Origin of the sequence: Micromonospora fiedleri, from assembly GCF_016774385.1 — a bacterium.
In the GTDB taxonomy this organism is placed as follows: Bacteria; Actinomycetota; Actinomycetes; order Mycobacteriales; family Micromonosporaceae; genus Micromonospora; species Micromonospora gifhornensis.
Genome location: NZ_JAETXL010000001.1, coordinates 516732 through 541524 on the forward strand (window position 1 = coordinate 516732; position 24793 = coordinate 541524).

The following is a 24793-nucleotide window of genomic DNA, read 5'->3' on the forward strand; positions in this document are numbered from 1 at the left end:
CGGGTCAGGTGGCGGGGAGGTAGAGCTGGTCGATCTCGGCGCGCTGGGGCAGTGACACGCTCGCGCCGAGCCGGCGTACGCAGGCCGCGCCGGCCGCCGCCGCCCAGCGGACCGCGTCGACCAGGTCGCGGCCCTCACCCCAGGCCACCGCGACCGCGCCGGTGAACGCGTCCCCGGCGGCGGTCGAGTCGACGGTGTCCACCGTGGTCGCGGGCACGTGCACGGCGGTGCCGTCCCGGTCGCCGTACCAGGCGCCCTGCGCGCCGAGGGTCAGCACCGCCCGGGGCACCAGGTCGAGCAGGGCCTGCGGCGCCTCCCGACCCCGACCGGTGTACGCCTGCGCCTCGTTCTCGTTGACCACCAGCAGGTCCACCACGGCCAGCAGCTCGGGCGGGAGCGGCAGCGCCGGTGCGGCGTTGAGCACCACCCGGGTCCCGGCGGCCCGGGCGGCGACCGCCGCCTCGGTCACCGTCTCGACCGGAATCTCCAGCTGCGCGACAAGCACGTCGGCATCGCGTACGGCGGCGAGTTCGCCCTCGGTGAGCGCCCTCAGCGAGTCGTTGGCTCCCGGCGTGACCAGGATGGCGTTCTCACCCTCGGCGTTGACCATGACCAGGGCCACCCCGGAGGCGCCGTACGTGGTGCGCAGCTGGCTGGTGTCCACCCCGGCGGCGGTGATCCGGGCCCGCAGGGTCACCCCGAACGAGTCGGAGCCGATCGCGCCGAGGAAGGTGCAGGCGGCACCGGCGCGGGCGGCGGCGATGGCCTGGTTGGCGCCCTTGCCGCCGGGCACGGTGACGAAGTCGGTGCCGAGGATGGTCTCCCCCGGGCGGGGCAGGGTCGGCGCGGTGGCGACCAGGTCCATGTTCGCGCTGCCCACCACGACGACTCGGGTCTGTCGCACGGGAGCCTCCTGCGTTGTTAACAAGGGGCCCCTGCTCTACCGGAGACGTTAAGCGGGGGCCCTTCCTTGCACCTCAGGCGGCGCGGGCGGTGAAGCGGTCGCTGATGCGCTCGACGAGCAGCGGCAGACCGAAGGTCTTGGTGAGGTTGTCGGCGGTGAGGGTCGTGTCCAGCGGGCCCTGCGCCATCACCGCGCCGTCGCGCAGCAGCATCGCGTGGGTGAAGCCGGGCGGGATCTCCTCGACGTGGTGGGTGACCAGCACCAGCGCGGGGGCGTCCGGATCCTGCGCCAGCGTGGCCAGGCGGGCCACCAGGTCCTCCCGGCCGCCCAGGTCGAGCCCGGCCGCCGGTTCGTCGAGCAGCAGCAGCTCCGGGTCGGTCATCAGGGCCCGGGCGATCTGCACCCGCTTGCGCTCCCCGTCGGACAGGGTGCCGTAGTCGCGGTCGGCCAGCGCGCCGGCACCGAGTTGGTCGAGCAGGGCCAGGGCGCGGGCCTCGTCGGCCGGGTCGTACTCCTCCCGCCAGCGGCCGACCACCGACCAGGCGGCGGTCATCACCACGTCGCGGACCTTCTCGTCGGCGGGCAGCCGCTCGGCCAGCGCCGCCGTGGTCAACCCGATGCGGGTACGCAGCTCGTTGAGGTCGGTACGGCCGATTCTCTCGCCCAGCACGTGCGCGACGCCGGTGGTCGGGTGCAGCCGGCCGGCGGCGAGGTTGAGCAGGGTGGTCTTGCCGGCGCCGTTGGGGCCAAGCACCACCCAGCGTTCGTCCGCTTCCACCCGCCAGTCGACGTCGTGCAGCAGGGCGGTGCCGGACCGGCGTACGCCGACGCCGTCGAGGCTGACCACCAGATCCGCGTCCATGGATGCAGGGGCGGGCGTGGCGCCACCGGCGCCAGCGATCAGGTCACCAGTCACCCGCCCATCCAACCACGCATCGCGTGCCGCCCCCACGGGCGGGCGCTGTCGCCGTAGGGTGAGCGCCGTGTCGTTGCTCACCTGATCCGGAGGGGCCGTTCATGCCCAGTCGTCGTCGGGGCCCCTCCGCGTGAGCGGGGTCATCGAGATCGAGGGTCTGCGGAAGACTTTCCGCAGCGTACGCAAGGGCCACCGGGTCGCCGTCGCCGGCTTCGACCTGCTGGTCGAGGCCGGTCAGGTGCACGGCTTCCTGGGCCCCAACGGGTCGGGCAAGACGACCACCCTGCGGGCGTTGCTCGGGCTGGTCCGCGCCGATGCGGGACAGATGCGGGTGTTCGGTGCCGACGCACCGGAGTCGCTGCCCCAGGTGGCCCACCGGGTGGGCGCGATCGTGGAGAGCCCGCAGTTCTTCGGCAACTTCACCGGCCACCGCACCCTGCGGCTGCTCGCCGTGGCGGGTGGCGTACCGGTCAGCCGGGTCGACGAGGTGCTGGAGCAGGTCGGCCTGCGCGATCGTGGCCACGACCGGGTCAAGGGTTACTCGCTGGGCATGAAGCAGCGGCTGGCGGTGGCCTCGGCCCTGCTCAAAGGGCCCGAGCTGCTGATTCTCGACGAGCCGGCCAACGGGCTGGACCCGGCGGGCATCCGGGAGATGCGGGACCTAATGCGGACGCTGGCCGGCAACGGGGTGACCGTGCTGGTCTCCAGCCACATCCTGGCCGAGATCCAACTGATCTGCGACCACGTCACGATCATTTCGCGGGGGCGGCGGGTGACGGCCGGCCCGGTGACCGAGGTGCTGGCCGGGTTCGACCGCAACGAGTGTCTGGTCCGCGCCGACGACCTGATCCGGGCCGAGCAGCTGTTGCAGGCCGCCGGGCTGACCGTCACCGCCCACGCCGACCACCTGGTGGTCGGTGGGGTACCGGACCCGACGCTGATCAGCCGGACGTTGGGCGAGCAGGACGTCTGGGTACGCGAGCTGACCCCGGTACGGCCGGATCTGGAGAGCGTCTTCCTGGAGTTGACCGGTGCCGGGCAGCAGCCGACGCTCCCCCGGCAGACCGACGGTGGTTCCGCACCGGGACCGTCCGGCGCACCGTCGATCGACCTCGACGAGTTCCGGGGAGTGCAGGCGTGAACCTGATCCGCGCCGAGGCGGAGCGGCTGGCCGCCCGCCGATCCGTGCAGCTGATGGTGCTTCTGCTGCTGTTGGCGTTCGTGGTGACGGCGGGGACCACCCTGGCGAGTACCCGCACACCCACCAGCGCCGAAGTGGCCTCGGCCGAGCAGCAGGCCGCCGTCGAGCGCAGCGTGATGGAGCGGGAGCACGCCCGCTGCCTGGCCCGGGACCGCGGTGAGGCGTGGGCCCACGACGGCAACCACTACCTGCCCGCCGACTGCCGCGAGATCGATCCGGTAATGCAGGGTTGGTCGCCGACGGCTGCCTACTACCTCACCGACGTGTTCACCTTCACCCAGCAGGCCGAGGCGCTGCTGTACTTCCTGGTGGCCTTCCTGGTTCTGTTCGGCTTCCTGGTCGGCGCCTCCTACATCGGCGCCGACCTGAACTCCGGCGGGGTGGTCAACCTGCTGCTGTGGCGACCGCAGCGGATGACCGTGCTCGGCACCAAACTGGGCACCCTGCTCGGCGCGGTCCTGGTGTTGTCGGTGCTCGCCTCAGTGGCGTACCTGGTCACCTTCTGGGTCATCGCCCAGGTCGCCGGCTACCCGGGGCCCACCGACGCGACCTTCTGGGCCGACCTGGCCGCGCGATGGGGCCGGGGCATCGGGTTGGTGGTGTTCGCCACGGCGATCGGCTTCGCCCTCGCCACCCTGGGTCGGCACACCGCGGCGGCGGTCGGCGCGGTGCTGGCCTACCTGGTGGTGTGGGAGATGGGCGGGCGGATCGTGATGCAGATCCTGGACGTCGCCCGGCCGGACCAGCTGCTGCTCAGCAACTACGTCGGCGCGTGGCTGGCCGGCGAGCTGCGGTTCTACGACGCCCGACCCTGCGCTGACGCCTTCACCGGGTACTGCACCGGCACGTACCCGCTGACCTGGCAACTGGCGCTGGTGGTCCTGCTGCTGTGCACCGCCGGGCTCACCGCCACCGCGTTCGCCGTGTTCCGCCGTCGCGACCTGATCTGACGTCCTGCGCAGGCGCTCAGCCGACCGTGGAGCCGAAGACCTCGTCGCGGACGGCGTCGAGGGCGGTGCGCAGGGCACCGCGCAGGATCGGCTCCTCGGTCAGGCCGGTGGGCACCACCCGGGGTCGGACCAGCGTGATGGCGGCGACCTCGTGCTGCACCCGCTCGGCCAGCGCGGCCCCGCCGGCCTGGCCGACCTCTCCGGCAAGCACGACCAGCGGCGGGTCCAGCACCACGCAGGTGCTCGCCACGCCGAGGGCGAGTCGGCGGGCCACCTCGTCGAGCATCGGTCCGCCGGCCGTACCGGCGGCGATGGCGGCCTTCACCGCTTCGGCGGCGCCACCGTCGGGGTAGCCGTGCTCGCGGGCCAGGTCCCGGATCGCGTCCGCCCCGGCCACCTGCTGGAAGGCCGGCTTGGCGCGGCGGGACACGTCGCGTGGGATCGGTGCGCCGGGCACCGGCAGGTAGCCGATCTCGCCGGCCGCGCCGCTGCTGCCGTGGTGCAGCCGCCCGCCCAGCATGATCGCCAGACCGACGCCGGCACCGATCCAGACCAGCACGAAGTCGGACATGCCCTGGGCCGCGCCGGACTGCGCCTCGGCCACCGCGGCGAGGTTGACGTCGTTCTCGAAGACGACCGGGGTGTCCAGGTCGTCGCGGAGCGCGGCGAGCAGGCCGCGGTGCCAGCGGGGCAGGTTGAACGCGAAGGTGATGTCGCCGGTGCCCGGATCGACCAGGCCGGGGGTGCCGAGCACGATCCGCCGTACGCTCGACAGTTGAGCGCCGGCGCTGCTGGCCGCCTGGACCACGGCGTTGTGCACCACGCCCACCGGGTCGTCGGTGTCCTTCGTGGACTGTTCGACCCGGCCGGCGACGGTGCCGGTGATGTCGGCGCAGGCGGCCACCACCCGCTCCGGACCGACGTCCACCCCGACCACGTACGCGCTGCCCGGTCGCACGGCGTAGAGCTGGGCGTTCGGCCCGCGCCCGCCGGCCTGTTCACCGACCCGGGTGACCAGACCGCGTTCCTCCAACCGTTCCACCAGTTGGGACGCGGTGACCTTGGACAGGCCGGTCAGCTCACCGATCCGGGCCCGGGTCAGTGGCCCCTGCTCCAGCAGCAGTTCCAGCGCCGCACGGTCGTTGAGAGCCCGCAACAGCCGTGGGGTGCCGGGGAGCCGGGTCGCACTCATGCCATGTCCTCGAATTTAGTGAGCTTTGCAAACTATAACTTTGCTACGAACGGGTAGCCGTAGCGTATCGGCAGGGTGGAAACGGATCGCTCAGCCGATCCGGCACCACGACCAGCGCCGCCGGCACCGGAAGGAGAAACCGTGCGGCTGGATCCCGGACTGCGCCGGCTCGCCCTGGGCACCCTGCTGGCCGCGTACCCGGGGCCGACCCCACCCGACTGGGCGGTCGAGTTGGTCGCCGACGGACTGGCCGGGCACACCCTGTTCGGCCGCAACATCGACGAACCGGCACAGGTGGCGGCGAGCACGGCCGCGTTGCGCACCGCTCGGGCCGACGTCCTCGTGGCCATCGACGAGGAGGGCGGCGACGTCACCCGGTTGGCGCACGCCACCGGCAGCCCGTATCCGGGCAACGCGGCGCTCGGCGCGATCGACGACGAGGCGTTGACCCGGGACATCCACCAGGCCATCGGCGGGGAGTTGGCGGCGCTCGGCATCACCGTGAACCTGGCGCCCACCGTCGACGTCAACAGCACCGACGACAACCCGGTGATCGGCACCCGGTCGTTCGGCGCCGATCCGGCACGGGTCGCCGCACACTCCGCCGCTGCGGTCGCCGGACTGCAGGCCGCCGGGGTGGCCGCCTGCGCCAAGCACTTCCCCGGGCACGGCGCGACGGTGACCGACTCCCACCACGAACTACCCACCGTGGACGTGCCGCCGGAGGTGCTGCGTCGCCGAGACCTGCCGCCGTTCGCCGCGGTGATCGCGGCCGGAACCAGGGCGGTGATGACCGCCCACATCCGGGTACCGGCCCTGACCGGCGCGGCGCCGGCCACGTTCAGCCGGGCCGTCCTGGTCGACCTGCTCCGCCAGGGGTACGGCTTCACCGGGGCGGTGATCACCGACGCGTTGGAGATGAAGGGTGCCGCGCTCGCGGCCGGCGGGATCGCCCCCGGCGCGGTACGCGCCCTGGCCGCCGGCGCGGACCTGCTCTGCATCGGCGCCAAGGTGGACGCCGGCCTGGTCGAACGGGTGGCCGCCGAGATCGTCACGGCGTTGGGCGACGGCCGGCTGGGGCGGGAGCGGGTCGAGCAGGCCGCCGGACGTGCCGCGGAACTGGCCGCGTGGACCCGCGACACCGGCCCGACCACCCTCGCCGCCGCCGGCCTGGGGTACGCGGCGGCCCGCCGTGCCGTCCGGGTGGAGGGCTCACTGGCCGGGTTGGACCATCCGCTGGTGGTGCAGGTGCACGCGCGGTCGACCGTCGTGCAGGGGCGGGTGCCGTGGGGTCTCGGCCCGCACCTGCACGGCGCCGAGCTGGTCGAGGTGGTGGCCACCGAGGCCGACCCGGAGGAGCTTCGGCGGCGGGCCGGCAACCGGCCGATCGTGCTGGTCGGCCGGCGGCTGCACCAGTTGCCCGGTGGGGCGGAGCTGGTCGCCGCGCTGGCCGGTACGCATCCGGTGGTGGTGGTCGAGATGGGCTGGCCGGCCAGGTGGCGGCCGGCCGGCACGCGGGCCTTCGTCATCACCTACGGCGCCAGCCACGCCAACGGTCGAGCCGCCGCCGAAGTGCTGGGTCTGGCCGGCTGAGGCGTACGCCACTCTCGACCGTCACTCTTGAACATGTTCAAGTTCGGTCCTACGCTGGCTCGTGTCGATACTTGAACACGTTCAAATTGGAGCGCGGTGGGATGGACATCAAAGTCTGGATGTACCTGGTCTACCTGGCGGTCAGCATCGGTCTGACCGTCTGGGTGGCCCGGACGCTGGCCCGCAACGGGCTGGTCTTCCTGGAGGAGGTGTTCTCCGACGAGCGGCTCGCCCGCGCCGTGAACAACCTCTTGGTGGTCGGGTTCTACCTGCTCAACCTCGGCTACGTGACGGTGGCGATGCGCCACTCCGAACCGATCGGGTCGACGAGCGAGGCCATGGAGGAACTCTCCTGGAAGATCGGCCTGGTGCTGCTGGTGCTCGGCGCTCTGCACTTCTTCAACGTCTTCACCCTCAACCGCTACCGGAAGAGCCGGCTACGTCAACTGGCCACCGCACCGCCGCTGCCGCCGGCCGGCTTCCTGCCGATGCAGCAGCCCCACCCGGCCGCCGCGCCCGGCCAGCGCCCGGCACACCCGGCCGCATACCCACCGGCGAACCCGGCCGCACGTCCGCCGGCGAACCCACCAGCGAACCCTCCGGCGAACCCGCCCACGAACCCGCCGGCGCCGCCCCGATGAGCACCCACGGCCCGGACCGGGCTGGTGGGATGCCGGATGCCACCACGCACGGGGGTGGTGGCATCCGGTACTTCACCGTCCTCTACGACGCGCACTGCCCGATGTGCCGGGCGGCGCGTGGCTGGCTGGCGTCGCGGGCGCAACTCGTACCCCTGGAGTTCGTGCCGGCCGGCTCGGCCGAGGCCCGGCAGCGCTTCCCCGGCCTGGACCATGCCGCGACCCTGCGCGACATCACGGTGGTGGCCGACACCGGGGCGGTGTACGTCGGCGACGGCGCCTGGTTCGCCTGCCTGTGGGCGCTCGCCGAGTACCGGGCGACGGCCGAGCGCCTGGCCGCACCGCACCTGCTGCCGTTGGCGCGACGGATGGTCGCCGCCGCCTCGGCGATTCGCGAGCGTGTCCGTGAACCGGGGCCGCCGTCGCTCGACGGTCCGGCGGGATACCGTGGCCCGGATGACCGACCAGTCTGTGCCGACGACCGCTGCGGGTGAGGCGACGACCGCCCGGGGCGAGCAGACCCGGCAGTTGATCCTGGAAACCGCGATGCGGCTGTTCCGCGAGCGCGGGTACGCCCGCACCACCATGCGCGCCATCGCCCAGGAGGCCGGGGTGGCGGTCGGCAACGCCTACTACTACTTCGACTCCAAGGAACGCCTGATCCAGGAGTTCTACACCCGGACCGAGGAGGAGCACCGGGCCGCGGCACGACCGGTGTTGGAGCGGGAGACGACCTTCGCCGCCCGGCTGGCCGGGGTGCTGCACGCGGCCATCGACGTGTCGACCCCCTCGCACGACTTCGCTGCCAGCGTCTTCAAGGTCGCTGCGGAGCCCACGTCACCACTGAGCCCTTTCTCGCCCGAGTCGAGCGGCCCGCGCCAGGCTTCCATCGCACTGTTCGACGAGGTGCTGAGCGGCTCCACCACAAAGGTCGACCCGGAACTGCGTCCCCACCTGCCCGAACTGCTCTGGCTGGCGTACATGGGGATAGTGCTCTACTGGGTCTACGACCGCTCGCCGGGGCAGGCCCGTACCCGGGCGCTGATCGACGGCGCGGTGCCGTTGATCGACCGGCTGGTCTCGCTCTCCCGGCTGCGGGTGCTGCGGCCGGTCACCCGGCAGATCGTCGAACTGCTTCGCATCCTGCGCCACTGACCCGTTTGTGCTGGTCAAGTCCACTATTGGACAGCAGTGATCGACGCTGGATGCTTGCCGCGCAAGCAATCGGATACGTAGCGTGATCGGCATCGAGCCGCACGCGGACCTGGGGGGAGGCTGCGGACCGTGGATCCGGCCCGGGATCCACGGTCCGCGCCCTGCCGTCGCAGGTCAGCTGGGGTAGACCCCGTACGATCGCCAGCCCCGGTCCGGGAAGCCGGCCGCCTCGGCGACCCGCGCCGAGGCGACGTTGGCCCGGTCGTGCAGATAGGTCGGCACGGCACCCTCGTCGAGCACCCGCCGGGCCGCCTGGGCGACCAGCCGCCGTGCCAGTCCGCGCCCCCGGGCCGAGGGCACCGTGCCCACCGCCAGTTCGTGCCCGAACTGGTCGTGCCGCTTGATCCCGACACCGGCCAGGTAGCGGCCCTGGTCGTCGCGGACCACCAGCACCGGCCGGTCGAACAGCCGCAGCCAGGACGGCAGGCCGAGGGTGGTGGGGGCGACCCACTCGCCGACCTCGGGCAGCGGCGCGGGTGCCATGGTCCAGCGGAACACGTCGTCGTGCACCGCCCAGCCCGGCTCGCCGACCGCCGCCGGCAGGGCGGGCAGCAGCGCGTCGGGCCGGCGGGCCAGGTCGCGTACCACGGCGACCCGGTCGGTCGGTACGGACAGCACGGTGCTGGTGCCGGCGGTGACCGCGATCGCCGGTCGCAGCCGACCGTCCCAGGCCGGCTGACGGCGTCGCCAGGAACCGACCACGTGCAGCCCCGCAGGCGCCGGCCACCGCCCCAGCCAGGTGGCCAGGTGCAACTGGAGCCGCCGGTCACGCACCGTCCACCTCCTGCGCCGTCGCTGCCGCCCGCCCACCGTACGACGGATGAGGGCTGCGACGCCGACCGTCCGGCCGGAAGACGCGTCGGCGCGAGACCTCGGGCACGAGTGACCTCGGCGTGATCTTCGCCGGGCATCGGAACCCCGGTCAGCGGTCTACCGTCATACCCAATTCCATACATGTACAACTTTCTCTGGAACGGTGGGCTCATGCCGATGCAACCGCACGACCGTCACCAGCAGGACCTCACCCGGATCTGGCCGGACGGCCGCACCGCGCGACGCTTTCCCGACCAGCCGCCACACCGCAGTCGCCGTACCGGCCCGCTGTCCTGGGAGGCGCTGAACCGACTTCCGGTGGGCAGTTCGGCCCGCCATCTCAACACGCACTGACCCGGCGGCGACCGCCGTTTTGTCCCGCCGCAGCCCGAGTGGCCGCGCCGACTCCGACGGCGAGCCAGCACCGCCGTTCGCACACCTGTCGGGTAACGTCTGCTGGTCCTCCGACCGGGTTACGACAGGAGCTAGCGCACCCATGGGCAAGAAGACGATCCGCGTCTCCGACTTCAGCGGCACGGTGCTGGGCCCCGACGACGAGGCGGTCCGCGTCGTCGTCCTCGAGCACCCTGACCTGGTGGCCGGGCCCGTGCAGCTGGACGCGACACCGGTGGAGGTGGAGAGCCTCGACGACGCCGCGCTGGACGTGGCGGTGGTCGAGATCCATGACCGGCACGGCCACGGCGAGCCGCGCCGGGTGGTGCTGACCGCGAGCGAGTTCGACGCGATGGCCACCGACATGCCGATGGCCCAGCTGCTCAAGACCGCCGAGCGGGTACGCCCGCCCAAGGCGCGGCGGGCCACCGAGAAGATCGACTACGGCACCATCGAGCACGCGGGCAAGCCGCACCGGGGACGGGTCACCGAGGAGGAGGCCCGGCTGGTGCGCGAGCACCTCGACGAGGTGAACAAGCGCCTCGCCGACACCGGCCTGCGCCAGATCGACCCGGCCGACCCGGAGCACGCCGCCCGGTACGGCTTCCCCACCGCCGACTGATCGCCTATTCGAACACCCGGAGCTTGTCCAGGGCCGCCACGATGTTCGCCTCCGTGGCGGCCTTGGTCACCCCGAGCCCGGTCAGCACTCCGTCGCCGTCCTCCTGCTCCAGCAGCGCCAGCAGGATGTGCTCGGTGCCGATGTAGTTGTGCCCGAGCCGCAGCGCCTCCCGGAAGGTCAGCTCCAGCGCCTTCTTGCCCGCTGCGTCGTACGGGATCAGGTCGGGCGCCTCGTCGGCCGCCGGTGGCAGCGCGGCGGTGGCGGCCTCCCGTACCGCCTCGGCCGACACACCGGCGGCGGCCAGCGCCTTCGCCGCCAGGGCCTCCGGCTCGGCGAGCAGCCCGAGCACCAGGTGCGCCGGGGTGGTGTGGGCGCTGCCGGCGGCCTTCGCCTCGTTGTGCGCGGCAGCCACCACGTTGCGGGCGCGCGGGGTGAACCGCTGGAAGCCCTCCTGCGGGTCCATCGTCCCGGCGACGAAGCGCTTCTGCGCGGCCTGCTTGCTCACCCCCATGCTGCGGCCGATCTCGGTCCACGACGCGCCGGAGCGTCGGGCCTGGTCGACGAAGTGGCCGATCAGATGGTCGGCCACGTCGCCGATGTGATCGGCGACCAGGACCGCGCCGGCGAGTTGGTCGAGGGCATCGGTGTGGGTCTGCTTGATGGTCTGGATCAGGTCGTCGAGCCGGACCGTGCTGGTCATCTGGACAGGATTCGTCATGCGTCAACCGTAGGTTGACGCATCGTTCCCGTCAACCCCAGGTTGACGCTGCAAGCCCGGGCAAGATCGCTGTTAACAACCTTGACTAAATTCGTTCATATCGACAGACTGCGATAAGGAGAGCGCTCTCCCCCCCTCGCCGGGCGCCCGCTCAGTCCGTCCACCTCAAGGAGATCAGCCATGTCCGTCATCTCCCGCAGGCTCCGACGGCCGGCCGCCGTCCTGGTCGCGGCCCTCGTCGCCAGCACACTCGTCGTACCCGTGAACGCCGCACCGGCCGCCGCCGCCATCGGCGGGCTCACCTGGCAGGACGAGTTCAACGCCCCGGCCGGCACCCCGGTCGACCAGTCCAAGTGGCGCTTCGACATCGGCGGCCACGGCTGGGGCAACAACGAACGGCAGTACTACACCAACAGCACCAGCAACGCCGTGCACGACGGGCAGGGCAACCTGGTCATCACCGCCCGGCGGGAGAACCCGGCCAACTACCAGTGCCACTACGGCCGGTGCGAGTACACCTCGGCGCGGCTGCTGACCGCGGCCACCTTCAACCAGGCGTACGGCCGGTTCGAGGCCCGCATCAAGATCCCCCGGGGGCAGGGCATCTGGCCCGCGTTCTGGATGCTCGGCAGCGACTTCGGCACCGTCGGCTGGCCGGCCTCGGGCGAGATCGACATCATGGAGAACGTCGGCCGGGAGCCCAACACCGTGCACGGCACCATCCACGGGCCGGGCTACTCCGGCGGCGGCGGGATCACCGGCAGCCGCACCATCGGGCAGCCGCTGGCCGACGCCTTCCACACCTACCGGGTCGACTGGGAACCGAACATCATCCGCTGGTACCTCGACGGCCAGGAGTTCTTCCGGGTCGACCCGAGCCGCCTCGGCGGCAACCGCTGGGTCTACGACCACCCCTTCTTCATGATCCTCAACGTGGCGGTGGGCGGTAACTGGCCCGGCTACCCGGACGGCAGCACCCAGTTCCCGCAGCAGATGCTCGTCGACTACGTCCGCGTCCACGGCTACGTCCCGGACGGCAACACCGGCACCACCCGCATCCGCGGCCAGCAGAGCGGTCGCTGCATCGACATCCCCAGCGCCAACCCGTACGACGGCGCGCCGCTGCAGATCTGGGACTGCAACACCACCGCCGCCCAGGCGTGGACCTTCGCCGCCGACGGCACCATCCGCGCGATGGGCAAGTGCATGGACCCGGCCTGGGCCGGCACCGCCAACGGCACCGAGGTCAACCTGGTCACCTGCAACGGCAACCCGGCCCAACGCTTCACCCTCAACGCCGCCGGAGACCTGGTCAACCTCAACGCGAACCGCTGCGTCGACGTCCGGGACAACAACCCCGCCAACAGCGGCCGACTGCAACTGTGGGACTGCACCGGCGCCGCCAACCAGAAATGGTCGCGGGCCTGAGCAGGCACCCTCGCCGGGGGCGCATCGTCGTCGAACGATGGTGCGCCCCGGTACGTAAGCGTCGGTGACGGGCGCGGTGGGTAGTAGCCCGCAACAGTCACCGAGGTGCGGGAGGCGAGATGGACGACGCGCAGACGAGCGGCGGGCGACAGCTCTGGTGGTGGCTCGGTGGTGTGCTGGTGCTCGTGGTGGTGGTGCTGGTCGCCAGTTGGACCTGGGTGACGGTACGCGGCGACGGGCGAGCCGGGCACGTCGTCACCGGCGCCGCCGACGATCTCCAGGAGGCCACCTTCGTCCTGCTCGACGGCGCCGACGTGATCCGGGTGCGCACCGCCGACCTGGGCGAGGACGCCTACCGGGTGTCCACCCCGCGCGACGCCAGCGTCCGGCCGGCCGTCTCGCGCACCGACGACACCCTGATGACCAGCCTGCGCGGCACCGGCAAGGACGGTCCGGCGATCGTCGAGGTGGTGCTGCGCGAGTCGGTACGCTGGCACATCCGGCTCGACGGCGGGGCCAAGGAGCAGCACCTCGATCTGAGCGACGGCCGGGTGAACGGGGTCGAGTTCACCGCGGGCGCGAACCGGATCGAGTTGACGTTGCCCGCGCCCACCGGCACCCAACGCGTCGTGCTGGGCGGCGGCGCCAGCCAGGTCGTCGTACGCCTCGGCACCGATGCGCCGGTCCAGGTGCGCGCGGGCGGTGGCGCCGGCTCGGTCACCATCGACGGCACCACCCACTCCGGGGTGGCCGGCGGCAGCACGTTCACCGCCCCGCAGTGGGAGGCGGCGACCGACCGCTACGACATCGACGCAACCTCCGGGGTGTCCCACCTCTCCGTCGAACGCGCCGACGCCGGCCGCTGAGCTCGTGAGCCGGCGCATCCTCGACTTCGTCGCCTCGGTGGGTAGGCTCGCCGGCGAGTGAGGGGAGGTCGCCCGGATGCGGCTGCACGTCGGCTGTGCCATGTGGACACACAAGGCGTGGCAGGGCCGGCTGCTGGCGCATCCGCTGCCGGCCGAGGAACGGCTGCGGCACTACGCCGGCTGGTGCGACGCCGTCGAGGGCAACACCACCTTCTACGCGACCCCGGCACGGGACACCGTGGCCTCCTGGGCGCGGCAGACCGACGCGAGCTTCCGATTCGTGCCGAAGCTGCCGAAGGTGGTGACCCACGACCGTCGACTCACCGACGTCACCGAGCCGATGCGCGCCTTCCTGGACGCGATCGAGCCGCTGGGCCCCCGCGCCCACGCGCTCTGGGTGCAACTCCCCCAGTCGTTCGCGCCGACGGACGTGCCAACTCTGGCCCGCTTCCTGCGCCGGATGCCGAGCAGCCACCGGTGCGCCGTCGAGGTACGCCATCCCGAGTTCTTCACCGACGCCCGGGCGGCGCGAGGGCTGGCGGAGGTGCTCGCCCGGGCCGGTGCCGAGTGGGTGCCGTTCGACACCACCGCGTTCTTCGCCAGCCCGCCGACCAGCGACGCCGAGCGGGACGCCTGGGTGAAGAAGCCCCGCACCCCGCTGCGTACGGAGGCGCTGACCGACCGGCCGATCGTGCGCTATCTCGGCCGTGACGACCCGGACCGTACGGTCGACGGGTGGCAGCGCTGGGTCGACATCACCGTCGGCTGGCTGCGCGAGGGACGTTCACCGACCGTCTTCATCCACACCCCGGACAACGCGCAGGCGCCGACGCTCGCCCGCCGCTTCCACGACGAGGTACGCGCCCGCCTACCCGACCTGGCGCCCCTACCGAGGCCGATCCCGGTCGAGCCCACAACCCTCTTCTGAACGCTCCGTGCGCCCGCTGACCGCCGGTGGCGGCACCGGCAGCGACCGGCCACCCGGCGAAGCGTCGCCGGACCGCCCCGGACCGCCACCGGAGCGGCGGGTCACCCGGTAGGCGCGGGCGAGCTGGCCCGGCCAGCCCAGGAAGCGGTCGAACATGTCGACGGCGCTGCCGGTGACGCTGGGGCTGAGCCGGTGCAGATCGTCGATGGCGTCGCACAGGCAGCCGGCCAGGTAGAGGCGCAGGCTGACCGGGTTGCCGGCGTAGTCGGCGAGCAGGGCGAGCTTGGCCTGCGTGCACGGCCATGGTTGACCGCACCGGCGACACAACCACAGCGGGCGCATCGGTGGATGTTCCGCGGGTTCGGTGGCCGGCAGCGGCGGGGGCGGCTGCTCGATGTGCTCAGCCACGACCGCCCCACCCCCGGAGTTCGTTTCCCGGGGGACGGAACTGACACGTCCACTCCGGGACGTCCACGCGTGACCGACGACACCTCACACAGTGGGAGACTGCGTGACCGACCCGTGGATAACGGAAATCGGGTCAGGCCCAGGGATCGCGTACGACGAACGAACCGTCGGCCGCGAAGGCCGAGCTGCCGTCGGTAACGTCCAGCCAGAAACCCCCGTCGCGGTGGTGCACCACGTGCGACGGGTAGTTGTACGACCGCAGGGTCACCGATCCGCTGCCTGCTCCCGGTTCGGGGCAGAAGGTCGCGTCCTCGCGGAAAATCGTCGAGTTCTCCTCGGGGCTGAGCTGCACCTGCATCCCCCAGTGCCGCAGGTAGCGTCCGTCGGTGGCGAGCAGGGTGACGCAGTTCGGGTCGGCCAGCCCGCGTTGGACGGCGAAGGTGGCTCGCTGCCGGGCCGATTTCGGGCTGGACCCGTCGACCGTGCCGAGGGTGGCGTACTTGCCGTCGTGGCTGAGGTATCGGCCGGCCTTCCTTGCCGACTCCAGTGACCAGACGCCCACACCGATGGTGCCCGGTGCGATGGCCGGCCGGCTCGACGGCGGCGCGGCCGACGACGGCGGTGGCGCGGGTGGCGCCGGTGGTGGTGCGACCGGCGCCGACGGGACCGGGGACCGCCGGGCCAGGGACGGCTGGGCCGGGGAAGTCGTGGGCGACGGCGCGATGCTCCCCGCTGCGGGCGCCACCGGGGTGGGTGCCGCGATGGCCGGTGGGGTCGGCGTCGCCCCGGACTGCACCACGACCGCCACCGCACCGGCGAGCAGGACCGCGCCGGCGGCCAGGCCCGCCATCGGGTGGGCACCGACCACCTGGGAGATCTTGCCGAACAGCAGAGCGGGCGTACCGCCGTTGGTGGTCGTCGCGGTGGAGGCCGCCACCAGCGTCGGCGTGGCCACGGTGGTCGTGGCGGTCGTGGTCAGCAGTCCCTTGGCGGCGAGCGCGGCGACGAGCCCGGCCGGCACCGCCAGCGGCGCGATGCCCAGCAGCAACCGCTCGGTCGGCACCTGGTCCCCGGTGCACGTCGAGCAGGTCGGGCAGGCGCGGGTGTGCCGGGCGATCCGCTTGCGCCACACCGGCGTGGGCGCGCCGTCCCAGCCGTCGACGGCGCTGGCCAGCCCGGCGCAGCGCGGCTGCGCGGCGAGTGCCGCGACGATGCCACGGCTCAGTTCGAGTTGTTCGCGCATCCGTTGCAGGCGTACGCCGACGTGCGCGACCCGGGTGTCACAGGCGGCTGCCACCTCCTGGCGGGTCAACTGGCCGGCGCACTCCTGCCACCACAGGGCCAGCATCGGGCGGTGCGCGGGGTCGAGCCAGCGGCTCGCCTCGACGACCTGACGGCGCTGGTCGGTCAGGTGCAGCCGCAGAATCGCCTCGTCCGCGACGTCGCCACCGGCGGCCAGCAGGTCGGCAGGGTCGACGGCGCTGGCCCGGTGGGTGGCGGTGCGCACCCGCTGGCGGTGGCTGGCGATCTGCCGTACCGCGATCGCGACCAGCCAGGACCGGAAGCTCTCCGGGGCGCGCAACGCGGGCAGGTCACGGATCACCCGGACCAGGGTCTCCTGCACCACGTCGTCGATGTCGGCGTGACCGTGCAGGGCCCGACCGACGATGTTGTAGAGCAGCGGCAGATGCGCGGCGATGAGCTGCTCACGCGCCGATCTGTCGCCCGACCGCGCCGCGGTGACGAGTGCCACGTCATTCGCAGTGATCGTCATCCAGCACCCGCCCCAATGTGGAGTCTTCCGCCGAGCACGACGTCACACCCTAACCAGAACCGCCCCGATGATCGAGTCATCCTCGGCTTTCATTCAGTGAAAGCTGTGGTCCCGATCACGCGTGGGTCACGGGATGATCCGGCTGGTTCGTCTCAGGAGGAGGTCCCCATGGCGTTCGCACGTGACCAGTGGTACGTGGCGGCCTACGGCAGCGAGGTCGGGCGGGAGTTGCTGGCCCGTACGGTGCTGGGTGAGCCGTTGGTGCTGTACCGCACGGGTGCCGGGGAGGCGGTGGCACTGGCCGACCGGTGTGTGCACCGGCGCTACCCGTTGTCGGAGAGCCGGCTCGACGGCGACACCATCGTCTGTGGATACCACGGCTTCACCTACGACCAGACCGGCTCCTGCGTCTTCGTGCCGGGTCAGCAGCGCATTCCGCGTACCGCCCGGGTGGCGGCGTACCCGGTGGTGGAGCAGGACTCCTTCATCTGGGTGTTCATCGGCGACCGGGACCGGGCCGATCCGACCACCATCCCCCGCGCTCCCTGGCTGACCGACCCGCGCTACGCGGTGGTCCGCGGGATGGCGCCGCTGAACGCGCGGTACGGCCTGCTGGTGGACAACCTGATGGACCTGTCCCACGAGACCTACCTGCACGGCGGCTACATCGGCACGCCCGAGGTGGCGAACACCCCGATCACCACGGAGGTGGACGACGAGCGCGGCATCGTCTACGTCAGCCGGCACATGGACGACGCCGAGTGCCCGCCCTTCTACGCGCGTTCCACAGGCATCCAGGGCCGGATCACCCGCTGGCAGGACATCGAGTACCACCCGCCGTGCCTCTACCTGCTGCACAGCCGGATCGCCCCGCAGGGCGTCTACCCACCGGCGCAGGGCGAGGACACCGAGGCGTTCCACGCCGAGATCGTGTACGCCATCACCCCGTCGACCGAGCACACCACGTACGACTTCTGGGCGGTGGCGCGGGACTTCGCCATCGACGACGAGTCGGTGAGTGAGTACCTGCACCAGAGCAACCACACGGTGGTCATGCAGGACGTGACCGCGCTCAACATCCTGGAGCAGGTGATCGCCGCCGAGCCGGAGAAGTACCAGGAGCTGAGCATCAACATCGACACCGGCGGCCTGGCCGCCCGGCGGCTGCTGGCCCGCCTGGTCGATGCGGGGAGGGTGGAGGCGACCCGGTGAGCGGGTCGGTCGGCATGCTCACCGGTGACCGGGTCTACCGGATCCACTGGATGCCGGGCACCGACATCCTGCGCGGAGTCTGCCACTGCGGGGCCGAGCGGGTCGCCGAGGAACCGGTGGAGCTGTGGGAGTGGCTGCTCGCCCACCCGCAGGGCCACCGCTCCCCCGCCCCGCCCGCGCCCGAGGTGCCGACCCGGACGGCGGTGCCGGCGTGACCGAGTTCGACCTGGTGGTGACCGCCCGGGAGCAGGTGGCCCGCGACGTCGTCGCGCTCACCCTGGGCCGCCCCGACGGCGGTGACGTTCCGCAGTGGACTCCGGGCGCACACCTGGATCTGCTGCTCGGCCCGGACCTGGTCCGCCAGTACTCGCTCTGCGGCGACCCGGCGGACCGGTCCGGGCTGCGGATCGCGGTGCAGCGCGAGCCGGACGGGCGCGGCGGCTCGCGGCAGGTGCACGACCGGCTGACGCCCGGCGCCACCGTCACGGTGCGCGGTCCCCGGAACAACTTCGCGCTGGTCGCGGCAGCGCGGTACCTCTTCATCGCCGGGGGCGTCGGCATCACCCCGATCAGCCCGATGGTCGCCGCCGCCGACGCCGCCGGCACCGACTGGCGACTGGTGTACGGCGGACGCAGCCGCGCCACCATGGCCTTCGCCGACGCGCTGCGGGAGAAGTACGGCGACCGGGTGACCCTGTGCCCGCAGGACGAGACCGGCCTGCTCGACCTGCCGGGACTGCTCGGCCGCCCGGAGGCCGGGATGCTGGTCTACTGCTGTGGCCCGGAGGCGCTGATCGCGGCGGTGGAGCAGCACTGTCACGGCTGGCCGCCCGGCTGCCTGCACGTCGAGCGGTTCACCCCGGTATCCGCCGACGGCGGCGTCGACACGACCGTCGAGGTGGAACTCTCCATCTCCGGCCGGACGCTGACGGTGCCGCCCGGTACGCCGATCCTCCAGGCGGTCGAGGAGGCCGGCGTGCAGGTGCTCTCGTCCTGCCGGGAGGGCACCTGCGGCACCTGCGAGACCACCGTGCTGGCCGGGGTGCCGGACCACCGGGACAGTCTGCTCACCGAGGAGGAACGGGCCGCCGGGGACACCATGATGATCTGCGTGTCCCGGGCCCGTACGCCCCGGCTCGTGCTGGAGCTGTGACGCGCCCGGCGCAGGCGGGATGATGGCGGGGTGGACGCGCAGCCCGGCCGGTCGGTCACCAGCAAGGTGCTGGCGCTGCTGGACGCGTTCACCCCCGCCACCCCGGCGTTGACCCTGACCGAGCTGGCCCGCCGCGCCGGGCTGCCGCTGCCCACCGCGCACCGCCGCGCGGCGGAGCTGGTCGCCTGGGGCGCGCTGGAGCGCGGCGACGACGGGCGGTACCGCATCGGCCTGCGGCTGTGGGAGGTGGGTTCCCTCGCGCCTCGGGGTCTGGGGTTGCGGGAGCTGGCCCTGCCGATCATGGAGGACCTCTACGAGGTGACCCACGAGAACGTCCAGCTCGCCGTCCGGCAGGGCCTGGAACTCGTCTTCATCGAGCGGATCGCCGGGCGGCACGCGGTGCCCGTGCTCACCCGGGTCGGCGGCCGGTTCGCGCTGCACGCCACCGGGGTCGGGCTGGTCCTGCTCGCCTACGCGCCGGCCGAGGTCCAGGAGCAGGTGCTGGCCGCACCGCTGGAGCGCTACACCGAGCTGACCATCACCGACCCGAGACGGTTGCGCCGGTGCCTGGCCGAGGTGCGTCGGGTCGGGTACGCGGTCAGCGACCGCCAGGTCACCATGGACGCGCTCTCGGTCGCCGCGCCCATCCGGGGATCCGACGGTGTGGTGGCCGCCATCTCGCTGGTGGTGGCCCACGACCGCGCAGACCCGCTGGCGCTGGCGCCGCTGGTGCAGGCCGCCGGCCGGGTGCTGTCCCGGGCGCTGGGCACCTCGTACCGTCGGTCACCCGGTCGGGTGCCGTCGCCGTCGCGCCCCGAGACGCAGTAATTTATCCGGATGTCCGACCTTCATCATGCGCTGGAGCCGCCCACGGACGGCGCGGCGGCGGTCGGGCGGGCGCGGGCGCAACGGCTGCTGGTGACGTTGCTCGGGGACTACTGGCGCGCCGGGCACGCGCCGCTGCCCTCCGGTGGCCTGGTCGCGGTGCTTGCCGAATTCGACATCGCGCCGGCCAACGCCCGCGCGACGCTCAGCCGGCTGACCCAGCGCGGGGTACTGGAGCGGACCAAGGAGGGCCGACGGACCAGCTACCGGTTGACCGAGTCGGCGGCCCAGATCCTGCGGCGCGGGGGCCGACGCATCTTCGCCAGCACCGACGAGAGCAGCTGGGACGGCAGGTGGACCCTGATCGCGTTCACCCTGCCGCTGGACGACGCGAACCAACGTCGGCTGCTGCGGGCCCGGCTGCGCTGGTTGACCTTCTCGCCGTTGTACGACGGCACCTGGGTCACCCCGCACGACCGCTTCGACGAGGTACGCGAGCAGTTGAGCGAACTCGACGTCAGTGATGCGGTGGTGTTGCGCGCCACCGACCTGGACCTGCTGCCCGGTGGCCGGACCCGGCTCGAGGCGGCGTGGCGGATCGACGAGCTGGCCGCCGGCTACCAGTCCTTTCTGGAGCGTCACCGGGATCTGGTCTGGCCGGCCGCCGCGGGCGAGGTGTCGCCCGCGCAGGCGCTCGTGCGGCGTACCGAGATGGTCAACGACTGGCGGGCGCTGGTGGGTGAGGACCCCGACCTGCCGGCCAGGTTCTTGCCCGCCTCCTTCCCCCGCGCCCGGGCGCGGGCGATGTTCCTGGAGATCTCCGCGGCGTTGGCCCGACCGGCGCAGCAGCGTTTCGAGGAACTCGTGCAGACTCCCGAGCACGCGGCAGACAGCGCGAAGTCGCGTCTGAAGTAGATACATTGCAGATTCGTTGACGCGCGATCAGAATTCGCATTAGGTTCCCCGTGCACATGTGACCAGGAGGTCCAGCCGCCCGTTCCCGGCTGAAAGGGGCCCTGCTATGCACTCACATCGATCCCGGGAGAAATCACCGCAACGACCCTGGAAACTCGCCCTGACCGCGATCGTCGCCAGCACACTGGTCGGCGGCCCCGCGGTGCCCGCCCTGGCCGCACCGCCGCCCCAGGCGGGCGTCGACCGCACCTTCGACGTGGAGGTCGTCTCCACCCGCGCCGACCTGGTCAGCGGCGGGGACGCCCTGGTCCGCATCGACGTGCCCCGCAACATTCCACCGCACCAGGTGAGGGTTCACCTCGACGGCCGCAACCTGACCAGCCAGTTCCGCCCGATCGGCGACGGCCGTACGCTGCTCGGCCTCGTCGACGACCTGGCGCTGGGCGACAACACCCTCCAGATCCGGTCCAACGGCAACGGGCAGGGCCGTCCCACGGCCGACGTGACGCTCGTCAACCACCCGGCGCAGGGCCCGGTCTTCTCCGGCCCACACATCCCGCTGTTCTGCACCGCCTCCGGCAGCCCCTGGAACCTCGGGCCGGTCGACGAGAACTGTCACGTGGCGGCACCCCGGGTGACGTACCAGTACCGCACCACCGCCGGCAGCTTCGCCGCCCTGCCCGACGGCCCGCTGCCCGGCAACGTGGCCACGACCACCACCATCGACGGCCGCACCGTGCCGTACGTCGTACGCATCGAGCGGGGCACCATCAACCGGGCGGTCTACGAGATCGCGCTGCTGCACCAGCCGGGCACCGCCCTGCCCGACCCGTGGACGGCCACCGACGGCTGGAACGAGCGACTGGTCTACACCTTCGGCGGCGCCTGCGGCATCGGCTACACCCAGGCCACCAGCACCGGCGGGGTGCTGGACCACGGCCTGCTCAGCCGGGGCTACGCGGTGGCCAGCTCCACGTTCAACGTGTTCGCCAACAACTGCAACGACGTGACCTCCGCCGAGACCGCGATGATGGTCAAGGAACACTTCATCGAGACGTACGGGGTGCCCGCCTTCACCATGGGCTGGGGCGGCTCGGCCGGCACCATGCAGCAGTTGCTGATCTCCAACGCGTACCCCGGCATCATCGACGGCGTGATCGGCCAGATCGGCTACCCGGACGAGCGCTCCACGACCGTCAGCGGTCACGAGTGCCGCTTCATCAGCCAGGCCGCCTCCGCCGCCGGGCTGTCCACCGCGCAGCACACCGCGGTGACCGGCTTCGCCAGCCCGAACACCTGCTTCGGCTACCAGTTCTTCGACGGTGTCGACTGGCCCGCCAACTGCCCGAGCCACGTCCCGGCGGCGCAGCGGTACCACCCGGTCACCAACCCGACCGGCCTGCGGTGCGCGATGGCCGACTTCATCTCCAACGTGTACGGCGTCGACCCGGCCACCGGCTTCGGTCGCCCGATCATCCCGGACACCGTCGGCGTGCAGTACGGCCTCCAGACGCTCCAGGCGGGCACGATCACCCCGGAGCAGTTCGTCCGGCTCAACGAGGGCATCGGCGGTCTCGACGTCCAGGGCAACCGCACCCCGCAGCGCACCTCGGCGGACGTCGACGCGATCAAGGTGGCGTACGAGACCGGCCGGGTCAACCAGTTCGACGGTGGTCTGCGCTGGACGCCGATCATCGAGACCCGGGGCTACACCGACCCGTCCGGCGACTTCCACGACCGGTTCCGGTCCTGGACGATGCGGGAGCGGATCGTCGCGGCCAACGGCAACGCCGACAACCACATCAGCATCACCGCCGCACCGGGCGCTGCCGCCAACACCGCCTCGACCCTCGCCCTGGAGGGTATGGAGACCTGGCTGACCGCCCGGACCGCGCTGGCCGCGGCGCAGCCGGAGCTGGACGACGTGACGTTGACCCGGCTGTCCCGGCCCGAGGGCCTGGCCGACGGCTGCATCGCGGCCAACGGTGACCGGATCACCGAGGCGCTGACCCTGGACCCGGCGGCCCAGTGCAACCAGCTGTTCCCGTTGCACCGCAACCCGCGTGTGGTCGCCGGTGGGCCGACCACCTCCGCCGTGCTCAAGTGTCAGCTCACGCCCCTGAACCGGGAGTCGTACGGGGTGAGCTTCACCGACGAGCAGTGGCAGCGCCTCCAGGCGGTCTTCCCCGGCGGCGTCTGTGACTGGTCGAAGCCCGGCGTGGGTCAGGTGCCGCTGGCCGACACCTGGATCCGCTGGTCCCCCGAGCCCCAGGTGCGACCGGTGCTGCCGGTGACGGTGACCGTGCAGGCCCGGTGCATCGCCGGCCGGGCGTACGTGGCGGTGCAGGCGCGCAACGACCACGTCGCGCCGGTGGACATCGCGCTGGAGACCGCGTACGGCGAGCGTTCGTTCGCGGGCGTGGCGCCGGGCGGCAACGCCTTCCAGCAGTTCGCCACGCGGGTGGTGGCCCTGCCGACGGGCACGGCGACGGTCCGCGTCACCGGGTCGCTCGACGGCGAGGCGGTGACGACCGCGGTGATCCGCGGACACGCGGCCGTCGACTGCGCCGTCTAGCGGCCGCACGGCTGAGGACCGGGACCGGGCGGTGCCATCGCAGGTGCCGCCCGGTCGCGGCGTCAGTCGGGGAAGGCCAGCAGCCGCAGCAGTTGGGCCAGCCGCTCATGGTCCTGCGGCGTGACGGCGGCCAGCAGACCCAGTTCCACGGCCCGCGCGGATTCCTGGGCCTGAGCGAACAGGGCCCGACCGGCGTCGGTGGCGACGAGGACGTTCGCGCGGCGGTCGGCGGGGTCGGTCTGCCGCTCGACGAGCTGCCGTTTCTCCAGCCCGTCGACGAGCGCCACGACCTGACTCGGATCCAGCCGCAGGAACTCGGCAAGTTCCCGCTGGGTGGGACGGACGTCGTCGGCAGCGAGCGCCAGCACGGAGTAGGAGCGGGCCTTGAGCCCGTGTTCGGCCAGCGCCGCGTTGGCCGCGGCGAGGGTGAGGGCGTTGGCGCGGGCCAGCAGGAAGCTCAGGTCCCCGGCGAGCACGCTGTCCCGCAGCCGGTCGCGTCCGGTCGGCCGGGTCTTTCCGATAGGGGACATGACGACGATGGTAGCAAGCTTCACAAATAATTGACTTTTTCAACGATTCGTGCTCAGATCGGCCTGGACGCAAAGGAGCACCTCTATGTCACCACTGGACGGCAAAGTCGCGATCGTCACCGGATCCGGTCGGGGTCTCGGTCTCGCCTACGCCAAGGAGCTGGCCCACCGGGGGGCGTCCGTCGTGGTCAACGACGTCGACGCCGCCGTCACGGCCGACGCGGTCGCGGCGATCCAGGCCTCCGGCGGGCGGGCCGTCGCGGTGACCGCACCGGTCGGCCCCACCGAGACGGCGAAGCAACTGGTCACCGCCGCGGTCGAGGAGTTCGGGCGACTCGACATCCTGGTCACCAACGCGGGCGTGCTGCGCGACACCGTGCTGTGGAAGATGAGCGACGACGACTTCGACACGGTGATCAACGTGCACCTGCGCGGCACCTTCACCACGGTGCGCGAGGCGGTGCTGCACATGCGGCAGGCCGGCGAGGGCGGCCGGATCATCTGCATCGGCTCGCCCACCGGGCAGCGGGGCACCTTCGGCCAGACCAACTACGCGGCCGCCAAGGCGGGCATCGTGGGCATGGTCCGCACCTGGGCGCTGGAGCTCAAGCGGGCCGGCATCACCGCCAACACCGTCGTACCGGTGGCGGCGACCGCGATGACCGCGACAGTGCCCTACTTCGCCGCCGCCGTGCAGGCCGAGGCGAACGGCGAGCCGATGCCCGCGTTCTTCCGCCACGACCTCGGCTTCGGCACCGCCGACGACGTGGCCGGGCTGATCGCCTTCCTCGGCTCCGACGCGGCGGCCGGGGTGACCGGCCAGGTGATCGGCGTCGGCGGCGACCGCCTGCAGATCTGGACCCACCCGGAGGCGGCGCTGACCGCCTACCACGAGGGCGGCTGGAGCTACGAGGCGCTGGTGCAGGCCTGGCCGACCGAGTTCGCCACCGCTCTGCAGAGCGTCGGCGAACGCTTCCCCGAACTCCCCGAGGAGTTCAAGCCCGCGGCCTCCTGACCTGCCTGA

General features: G+C 72.2%; 26 protein-coding genes. 18 read left to right on the plus strand and 8 right to left on the minus strand.

Going from position 1 to position 24793, the window contains the following annotated elements:
* Window positions 1–4 precede the first annotated feature (4 nt).
* Both JMF97_RS02395 and JMF97_RS02400 read right to left on the minus strand, forming a co-directional pair.
* Window positions 5–904, minus strand: a complete 900-nt coding sequence (locus JMF97_RS02395; RefSeq protein ID WP_203220003.1) for a ribokinase — start codon at window positions 902–904, stop codon at window positions 5–7.
* Window positions 905–977: 73 nt separating this feature from the next.
* Window positions 978–1820, minus strand: a complete 843-nt coding sequence (locus JMF97_RS02400) for an ABC transporter ATP-binding protein (RefSeq protein ID WP_307816736.1) — start codon at window positions 1818–1820, stop codon at window positions 978–980.
* Window positions 1821–1950: 130 nt separating this feature from the next.
* On the opposite strand from JMF97_RS02400, the gene JMF97_RS02405 reads away from it, so the two are divergent.
* Both JMF97_RS02405 and JMF97_RS02410 read left to right on the plus strand, forming a co-directional pair.
* Window positions 1951–2961 (plus strand): ABC transporter ATP-binding protein, encoded by a 1011-nt coding sequence (locus JMF97_RS02405; protein WP_203220004.1) that lies wholly within the window; start codon window positions 1951–1953, stop codon window positions 2959–2961.
* The gene (locus JMF97_RS02410) at window positions 2958–3971 is read left to right on the plus strand and encodes an ABC transporter permease subunit (protein ID WP_203220005.1); all 1014 of its coding nucleotides are present in this window, start codon (window positions 2958–2960) and stop codon (window positions 3969–3971) included. The genes JMF97_RS02405 and JMF97_RS02410 overlap by 4 nt, the downstream gene beginning before the upstream one ends.
* A 16-nt stretch (window positions 3972–3987) precedes the next feature.
* Here JMF97_RS02410 and JMF97_RS02415 read toward each other — a convergent pair whose 3' ends face one another.
* Window positions 3988–5163 carry an ROK family transcriptional regulator gene (locus JMF97_RS02415; RefSeq protein ID WP_203220006.1) on the minus strand — a complete coding sequence of 392 codons (1176 nt, stop codon included), beginning with the start codon at window positions 5161–5163 and terminating at the stop codon, window positions 3988–3990.
* Window positions 5164–5304: 141 nt separating this feature from the next.
* Between JMF97_RS02415 and JMF97_RS02420 the strand changes: the two genes are divergently transcribed.
* The 4 genes from JMF97_RS02420 to JMF97_RS02435 all read left to right on the plus strand — a co-directional run bounded on the left by JMF97_RS02420 (window position 5305) and on the right by JMF97_RS02435 (window position 8549).
* Window positions 5305–6756, plus strand: a complete 1452-nt coding sequence (locus JMF97_RS02420; protein ID WP_203220007.1) for a glycoside hydrolase family 3 N-terminal domain-containing protein — start codon at window positions 5305–5307, stop codon at window positions 6754–6756.
* 101 nt (window positions 6757–6857) lie between these two features.
* Complete coding sequence (locus JMF97_RS02425) at window positions 6858–7397, plus strand: hypothetical protein (RefSeq protein WP_203220008.1); 540 nt, start codon at window positions 6858–6860, stop codon at window positions 7395–7397.
* On the plus strand, window positions 7394–7888 hold the full coding sequence (locus tag JMF97_RS02430; protein WP_203220009.1) for a thiol-disulfide oxidoreductase DCC family protein: 495 nt from the start codon (window positions 7394–7396) through the stop codon (window positions 7886–7888). The genes JMF97_RS02425 and JMF97_RS02430 overlap by 4 nt, the downstream gene beginning before the upstream one ends.
* On the plus strand, window positions 7851–8549 hold the full coding sequence (locus tag JMF97_RS02435; RefSeq protein ID WP_203220010.1) for a TetR/AcrR family transcriptional regulator: 699 nt from the start codon (window positions 7851–7853) through the stop codon (window positions 8547–8549). Before JMF97_RS02430 ends, JMF97_RS02435 begins: the two co-directional genes overlap by 38 nt.
* Window positions 8550–8723: 174 nt before the next feature.
* Here JMF97_RS02435 and JMF97_RS02440 read toward each other — a convergent pair whose 3' ends face one another.
* The gene (locus JMF97_RS02440) at window positions 8724–9383 is read right to left on the minus strand and encodes a GNAT family N-acetyltransferase (protein WP_203220011.1); all 660 of its coding nucleotides are present in this window, start codon (window positions 9381–9383) and stop codon (window positions 8724–8726) included.
* Window positions 9384–9593: 210 nt separating this feature from the next.
* On the opposite strand from JMF97_RS02440, the gene JMF97_RS02445 reads away from it, so the two are divergent.
* Together JMF97_RS02445 and JMF97_RS02450 are read left to right on the plus strand one after the other, a co-directional pair.
* The gene (locus JMF97_RS02445) at window positions 9594–9776 is read left to right on the plus strand and encodes a hypothetical protein (protein WP_203220012.1); all 183 of its coding nucleotides are present in this window, start codon (window positions 9594–9596) and stop codon (window positions 9774–9776) included.
* A 142-nt stretch (window positions 9777–9918) separates the two neighbouring features.
* Complete coding sequence (locus JMF97_RS02450; RefSeq protein ID WP_203220013.1) at window positions 9919–10437, plus strand: hypothetical protein; 519 nt, start codon at window positions 9919–9921, stop codon at window positions 10435–10437.
* Between the two features lie 4 nt (window positions 10438–10441).
* On the opposite strand, the gene JMF97_RS02455 is transcribed toward JMF97_RS02450, so the two are convergent.
* Complete coding sequence (locus JMF97_RS02455) at window positions 10442–11155, minus strand: Clp protease N-terminal domain-containing protein (protein WP_203220014.1); 714 nt, start codon at window positions 11153–11155, stop codon at window positions 10442–10444.
* A gap of 180 nt (window positions 11156–11335) precedes the next feature.
* Between JMF97_RS02455 and JMF97_RS02460 the strand changes: the two genes are divergently transcribed.
* The 3 genes from JMF97_RS02460 (at window position 11336) to JMF97_RS02470 (ending at window position 14377) form a co-directional block, all read left to right on the plus strand.
* On the plus strand, window positions 11336–12583 hold the full coding sequence (locus JMF97_RS02460) for a glycoside hydrolase family 16 protein (RefSeq protein WP_203220015.1): 1248 nt from the start codon (window positions 11336–11338) through the stop codon (window positions 12581–12583).
* 119 nt (window positions 12584–12702) lie between these two features.
* Window positions 12703–13449: a hypothetical protein gene (locus JMF97_RS02465; protein ID WP_203220016.1), complete on the plus strand. Its 747-nt coding sequence runs from the start codon at window positions 12703–12705 to the stop codon at window positions 13447–13449.
* 100 nt (window positions 13450–13549) lie between these two features.
* Complete coding sequence (locus JMF97_RS02470) at window positions 13550–14377, plus strand: DUF72 domain-containing protein (RefSeq protein ID WP_203220299.1); 828 nt, start codon at window positions 13550–13552, stop codon at window positions 14375–14377.
* Here JMF97_RS02470 and JMF97_RS32295 read toward each other — a convergent pair.
* Both JMF97_RS32295 and JMF97_RS02480 read right to left on the minus strand, forming a co-directional pair.
* Window positions 14336–14719, minus strand: a complete 384-nt coding sequence (locus JMF97_RS32295; RefSeq protein ID WP_412101322.1) for a hypothetical protein — start codon at window positions 14717–14719, stop codon at window positions 14336–14338. The two genes, JMF97_RS02470 and JMF97_RS32295, sit on opposite strands and share 42 nt — an antisense overlap.
* Window positions 14720–14918: 199 nt before the next feature.
* Window positions 14919–16559, minus strand: a complete 1641-nt coding sequence (locus JMF97_RS02480) for a sigma-70 family RNA polymerase sigma factor (RefSeq protein ID WP_238358502.1) — start codon at window positions 16557–16559, stop codon at window positions 14919–14921.
* Between the two features lie 168 nt (window positions 16560–16727).
* Between JMF97_RS02480 and JMF97_RS02485 the strand changes: the two genes are divergently transcribed.
* The 6 genes from JMF97_RS02485 (at window position 16728) to JMF97_RS02510 (ending at window position 23239) form a co-directional block, all read left to right on the plus strand.
* A complete protein-coding gene (locus JMF97_RS02485; RefSeq protein ID WP_203220017.1) occupies window positions 16728–17771 on the plus strand; it encodes a Rieske 2Fe-2S domain-containing protein in 1044 nt (347 codons plus the stop codon).
* Complete coding sequence (locus JMF97_RS02490) at window positions 17768–17986, plus strand: hypothetical protein (protein WP_203220018.1); 219 nt, start codon at window positions 17768–17770, stop codon at window positions 17984–17986. Before JMF97_RS02485 ends, JMF97_RS02490 begins: the two co-directional genes overlap by 4 nt.
* Window positions 17983–18924 (plus strand): PDR/VanB family oxidoreductase, encoded by a 942-nt coding sequence (locus JMF97_RS02495; RefSeq protein ID WP_203220019.1) that lies wholly within the window; start codon window positions 17983–17985, stop codon window positions 18922–18924. The genes JMF97_RS02490 and JMF97_RS02495 overlap by 4 nt, the downstream gene beginning before the upstream one ends.
* Before the next feature lie 30 nt (window positions 18925–18954).
* Window positions 18955–19752: an IclR family transcriptional regulator gene (locus tag JMF97_RS02500; RefSeq protein WP_203220020.1), complete on the plus strand. Its 798-nt coding sequence runs from the start codon at window positions 18955–18957 to the stop codon at window positions 19750–19752.
* Window positions 19753–19761: 9 nt separating this feature from the next.
* Window positions 19762–20664, plus strand: a complete 903-nt coding sequence (locus JMF97_RS02505; protein ID WP_203220021.1) for a PaaX family transcriptional regulator — start codon at window positions 19762–19764, stop codon at window positions 20662–20664.
* A 106-nt stretch (window positions 20665–20770) separates the two neighbouring features.
* Window positions 20771–23239: a DUF6351 family protein gene (locus tag JMF97_RS02510; protein ID WP_203220022.1), complete on the plus strand. Its 2469-nt coding sequence runs from the start codon at window positions 20771–20773 to the stop codon at window positions 23237–23239.
* A 62-nt stretch (window positions 23240–23301) separates the two neighbouring features.
* Here JMF97_RS02510 and JMF97_RS02515 read toward each other — a convergent pair whose 3' ends face one another.
* Window positions 23302–23769, minus strand: coding sequence for a MarR family winged helix-turn-helix transcriptional regulator (locus JMF97_RS02515; protein ID WP_013731954.1), 468 nt, complete (start codon window positions 23767–23769; stop codon window positions 23302–23304).
* Window positions 23770–23854: 85 nt separating this feature from the next.
* On the opposite strand from JMF97_RS02515, the gene JMF97_RS02520 reads away from it, so the two are divergent.
* Window positions 23855–24784, plus strand: coding sequence for an SDR family oxidoreductase (locus JMF97_RS02520; RefSeq protein WP_203220023.1), 930 nt, complete (start codon window positions 23855–23857; stop codon window positions 24782–24784).
* Window positions 24785–24793: the final 9 nt, after the last annotated feature.

Bases quoted from the DNA above. Each gene is read 5' to 3' on its own strand.
- JMF97_RS02415 (WP_203220006.1), bottom strand. From the start codon at position 5,163: ATGAGTGCGACCCGGCTCCCCGGCACCCCACGGCTGTTGCGGGCTCTC.
- JMF97_RS02425 (WP_203220008.1), top strand. From the start codon at position 6,858: ATGGACATCAAAGTCTGGATGTACCTGGTCTACCTGGCGGTCAGCATC.
- JMF97_RS02430 (WP_203220009.1), top strand. From the start codon at position 7,394: ATGAGCACCCACGGCCCGGACCGGGCTGGTGGGATGCCGGATGCCACC.
- JMF97_RS02435 (WP_203220010.1), top strand. From the start codon at position 7,851: ATGACCGACCAGTCTGTGCCGACGACCGCTGCGGGTGAGGCGACGACC.
- JMF97_RS02445 (WP_203220012.1), top strand. From the start codon at position 9,594: ATGCCGATGCAACCGCACGACCGTCACCAGCAGGACCTCACCCGGATC.
- JMF97_RS02450 (WP_203220013.1), top strand. From the start codon at position 9,919: ATGGGCAAGAAGACGATCCGCGTCTCCGACTTCAGCGGCACGGTGCTG.
- JMF97_RS02455 (WP_203220014.1), bottom strand. From the start codon at position 11,155: ATGACGAATCCTGTCCAGATGACCAGCACGGTCCGGCTCGACGACCTG.
- JMF97_RS02460 (WP_203220015.1), top strand. From the start codon at position 11,336: ATGTCCGTCATCTCCCGCAGGCTCCGACGGCCGGCCGCCGTCCTGGTC.
- JMF97_RS02465 (WP_203220016.1), top strand. From the start codon at position 12,703: ATGGACGACGCGCAGACGAGCGGCGGGCGACAGCTCTGGTGGTGGCTC.
- JMF97_RS02470 (WP_203220299.1), top strand. From the start codon at position 13,550: ATGTGGACACACAAGGCGTGGCAGGGCCGGCTGCTGGCGCATCCGCTG.
- JMF97_RS32295 (WP_412101322.1), bottom strand. From the start codon at position 14,719: ATGCGCCCGCTGTGGTTGTGTCGCCGGTGCGGTCAACCATGGCCGTGC.
- JMF97_RS02480 (WP_238358502.1), bottom strand. From the start codon at position 16,559: ATGACGATCACTGCGAATGACGTGGCACTCGTCACCGCGGCGCGGTCG.
- JMF97_RS02485 (WP_203220017.1), top strand. From the start codon at position 16,728: ATGGCGTTCGCACGTGACCAGTGGTACGTGGCGGCCTACGGCAGCGAG.
- JMF97_RS02505 (WP_203220021.1), top strand. From the start codon at position 19,762: ATGTCCGACCTTCATCATGCGCTGGAGCCGCCCACGGACGGCGCGGCG.
- JMF97_RS02510 (WP_203220022.1), top strand. From the start codon at position 20,771: ATGCACTCACATCGATCCCGGGAGAAATCACCGCAACGACCCTGGAAA.
- JMF97_RS02515 (WP_013731954.1), bottom strand. From the start codon at position 23,769: ATGTCCCCTATCGGAAAGACCCGGCCGACCGGACGCGACCGGCTGCGG.
- JMF97_RS02520 (WP_203220023.1), top strand. From the start codon at position 23,855: ATGTCACCACTGGACGGCAAAGTCGCGATCGTCACCGGATCCGGTCGG.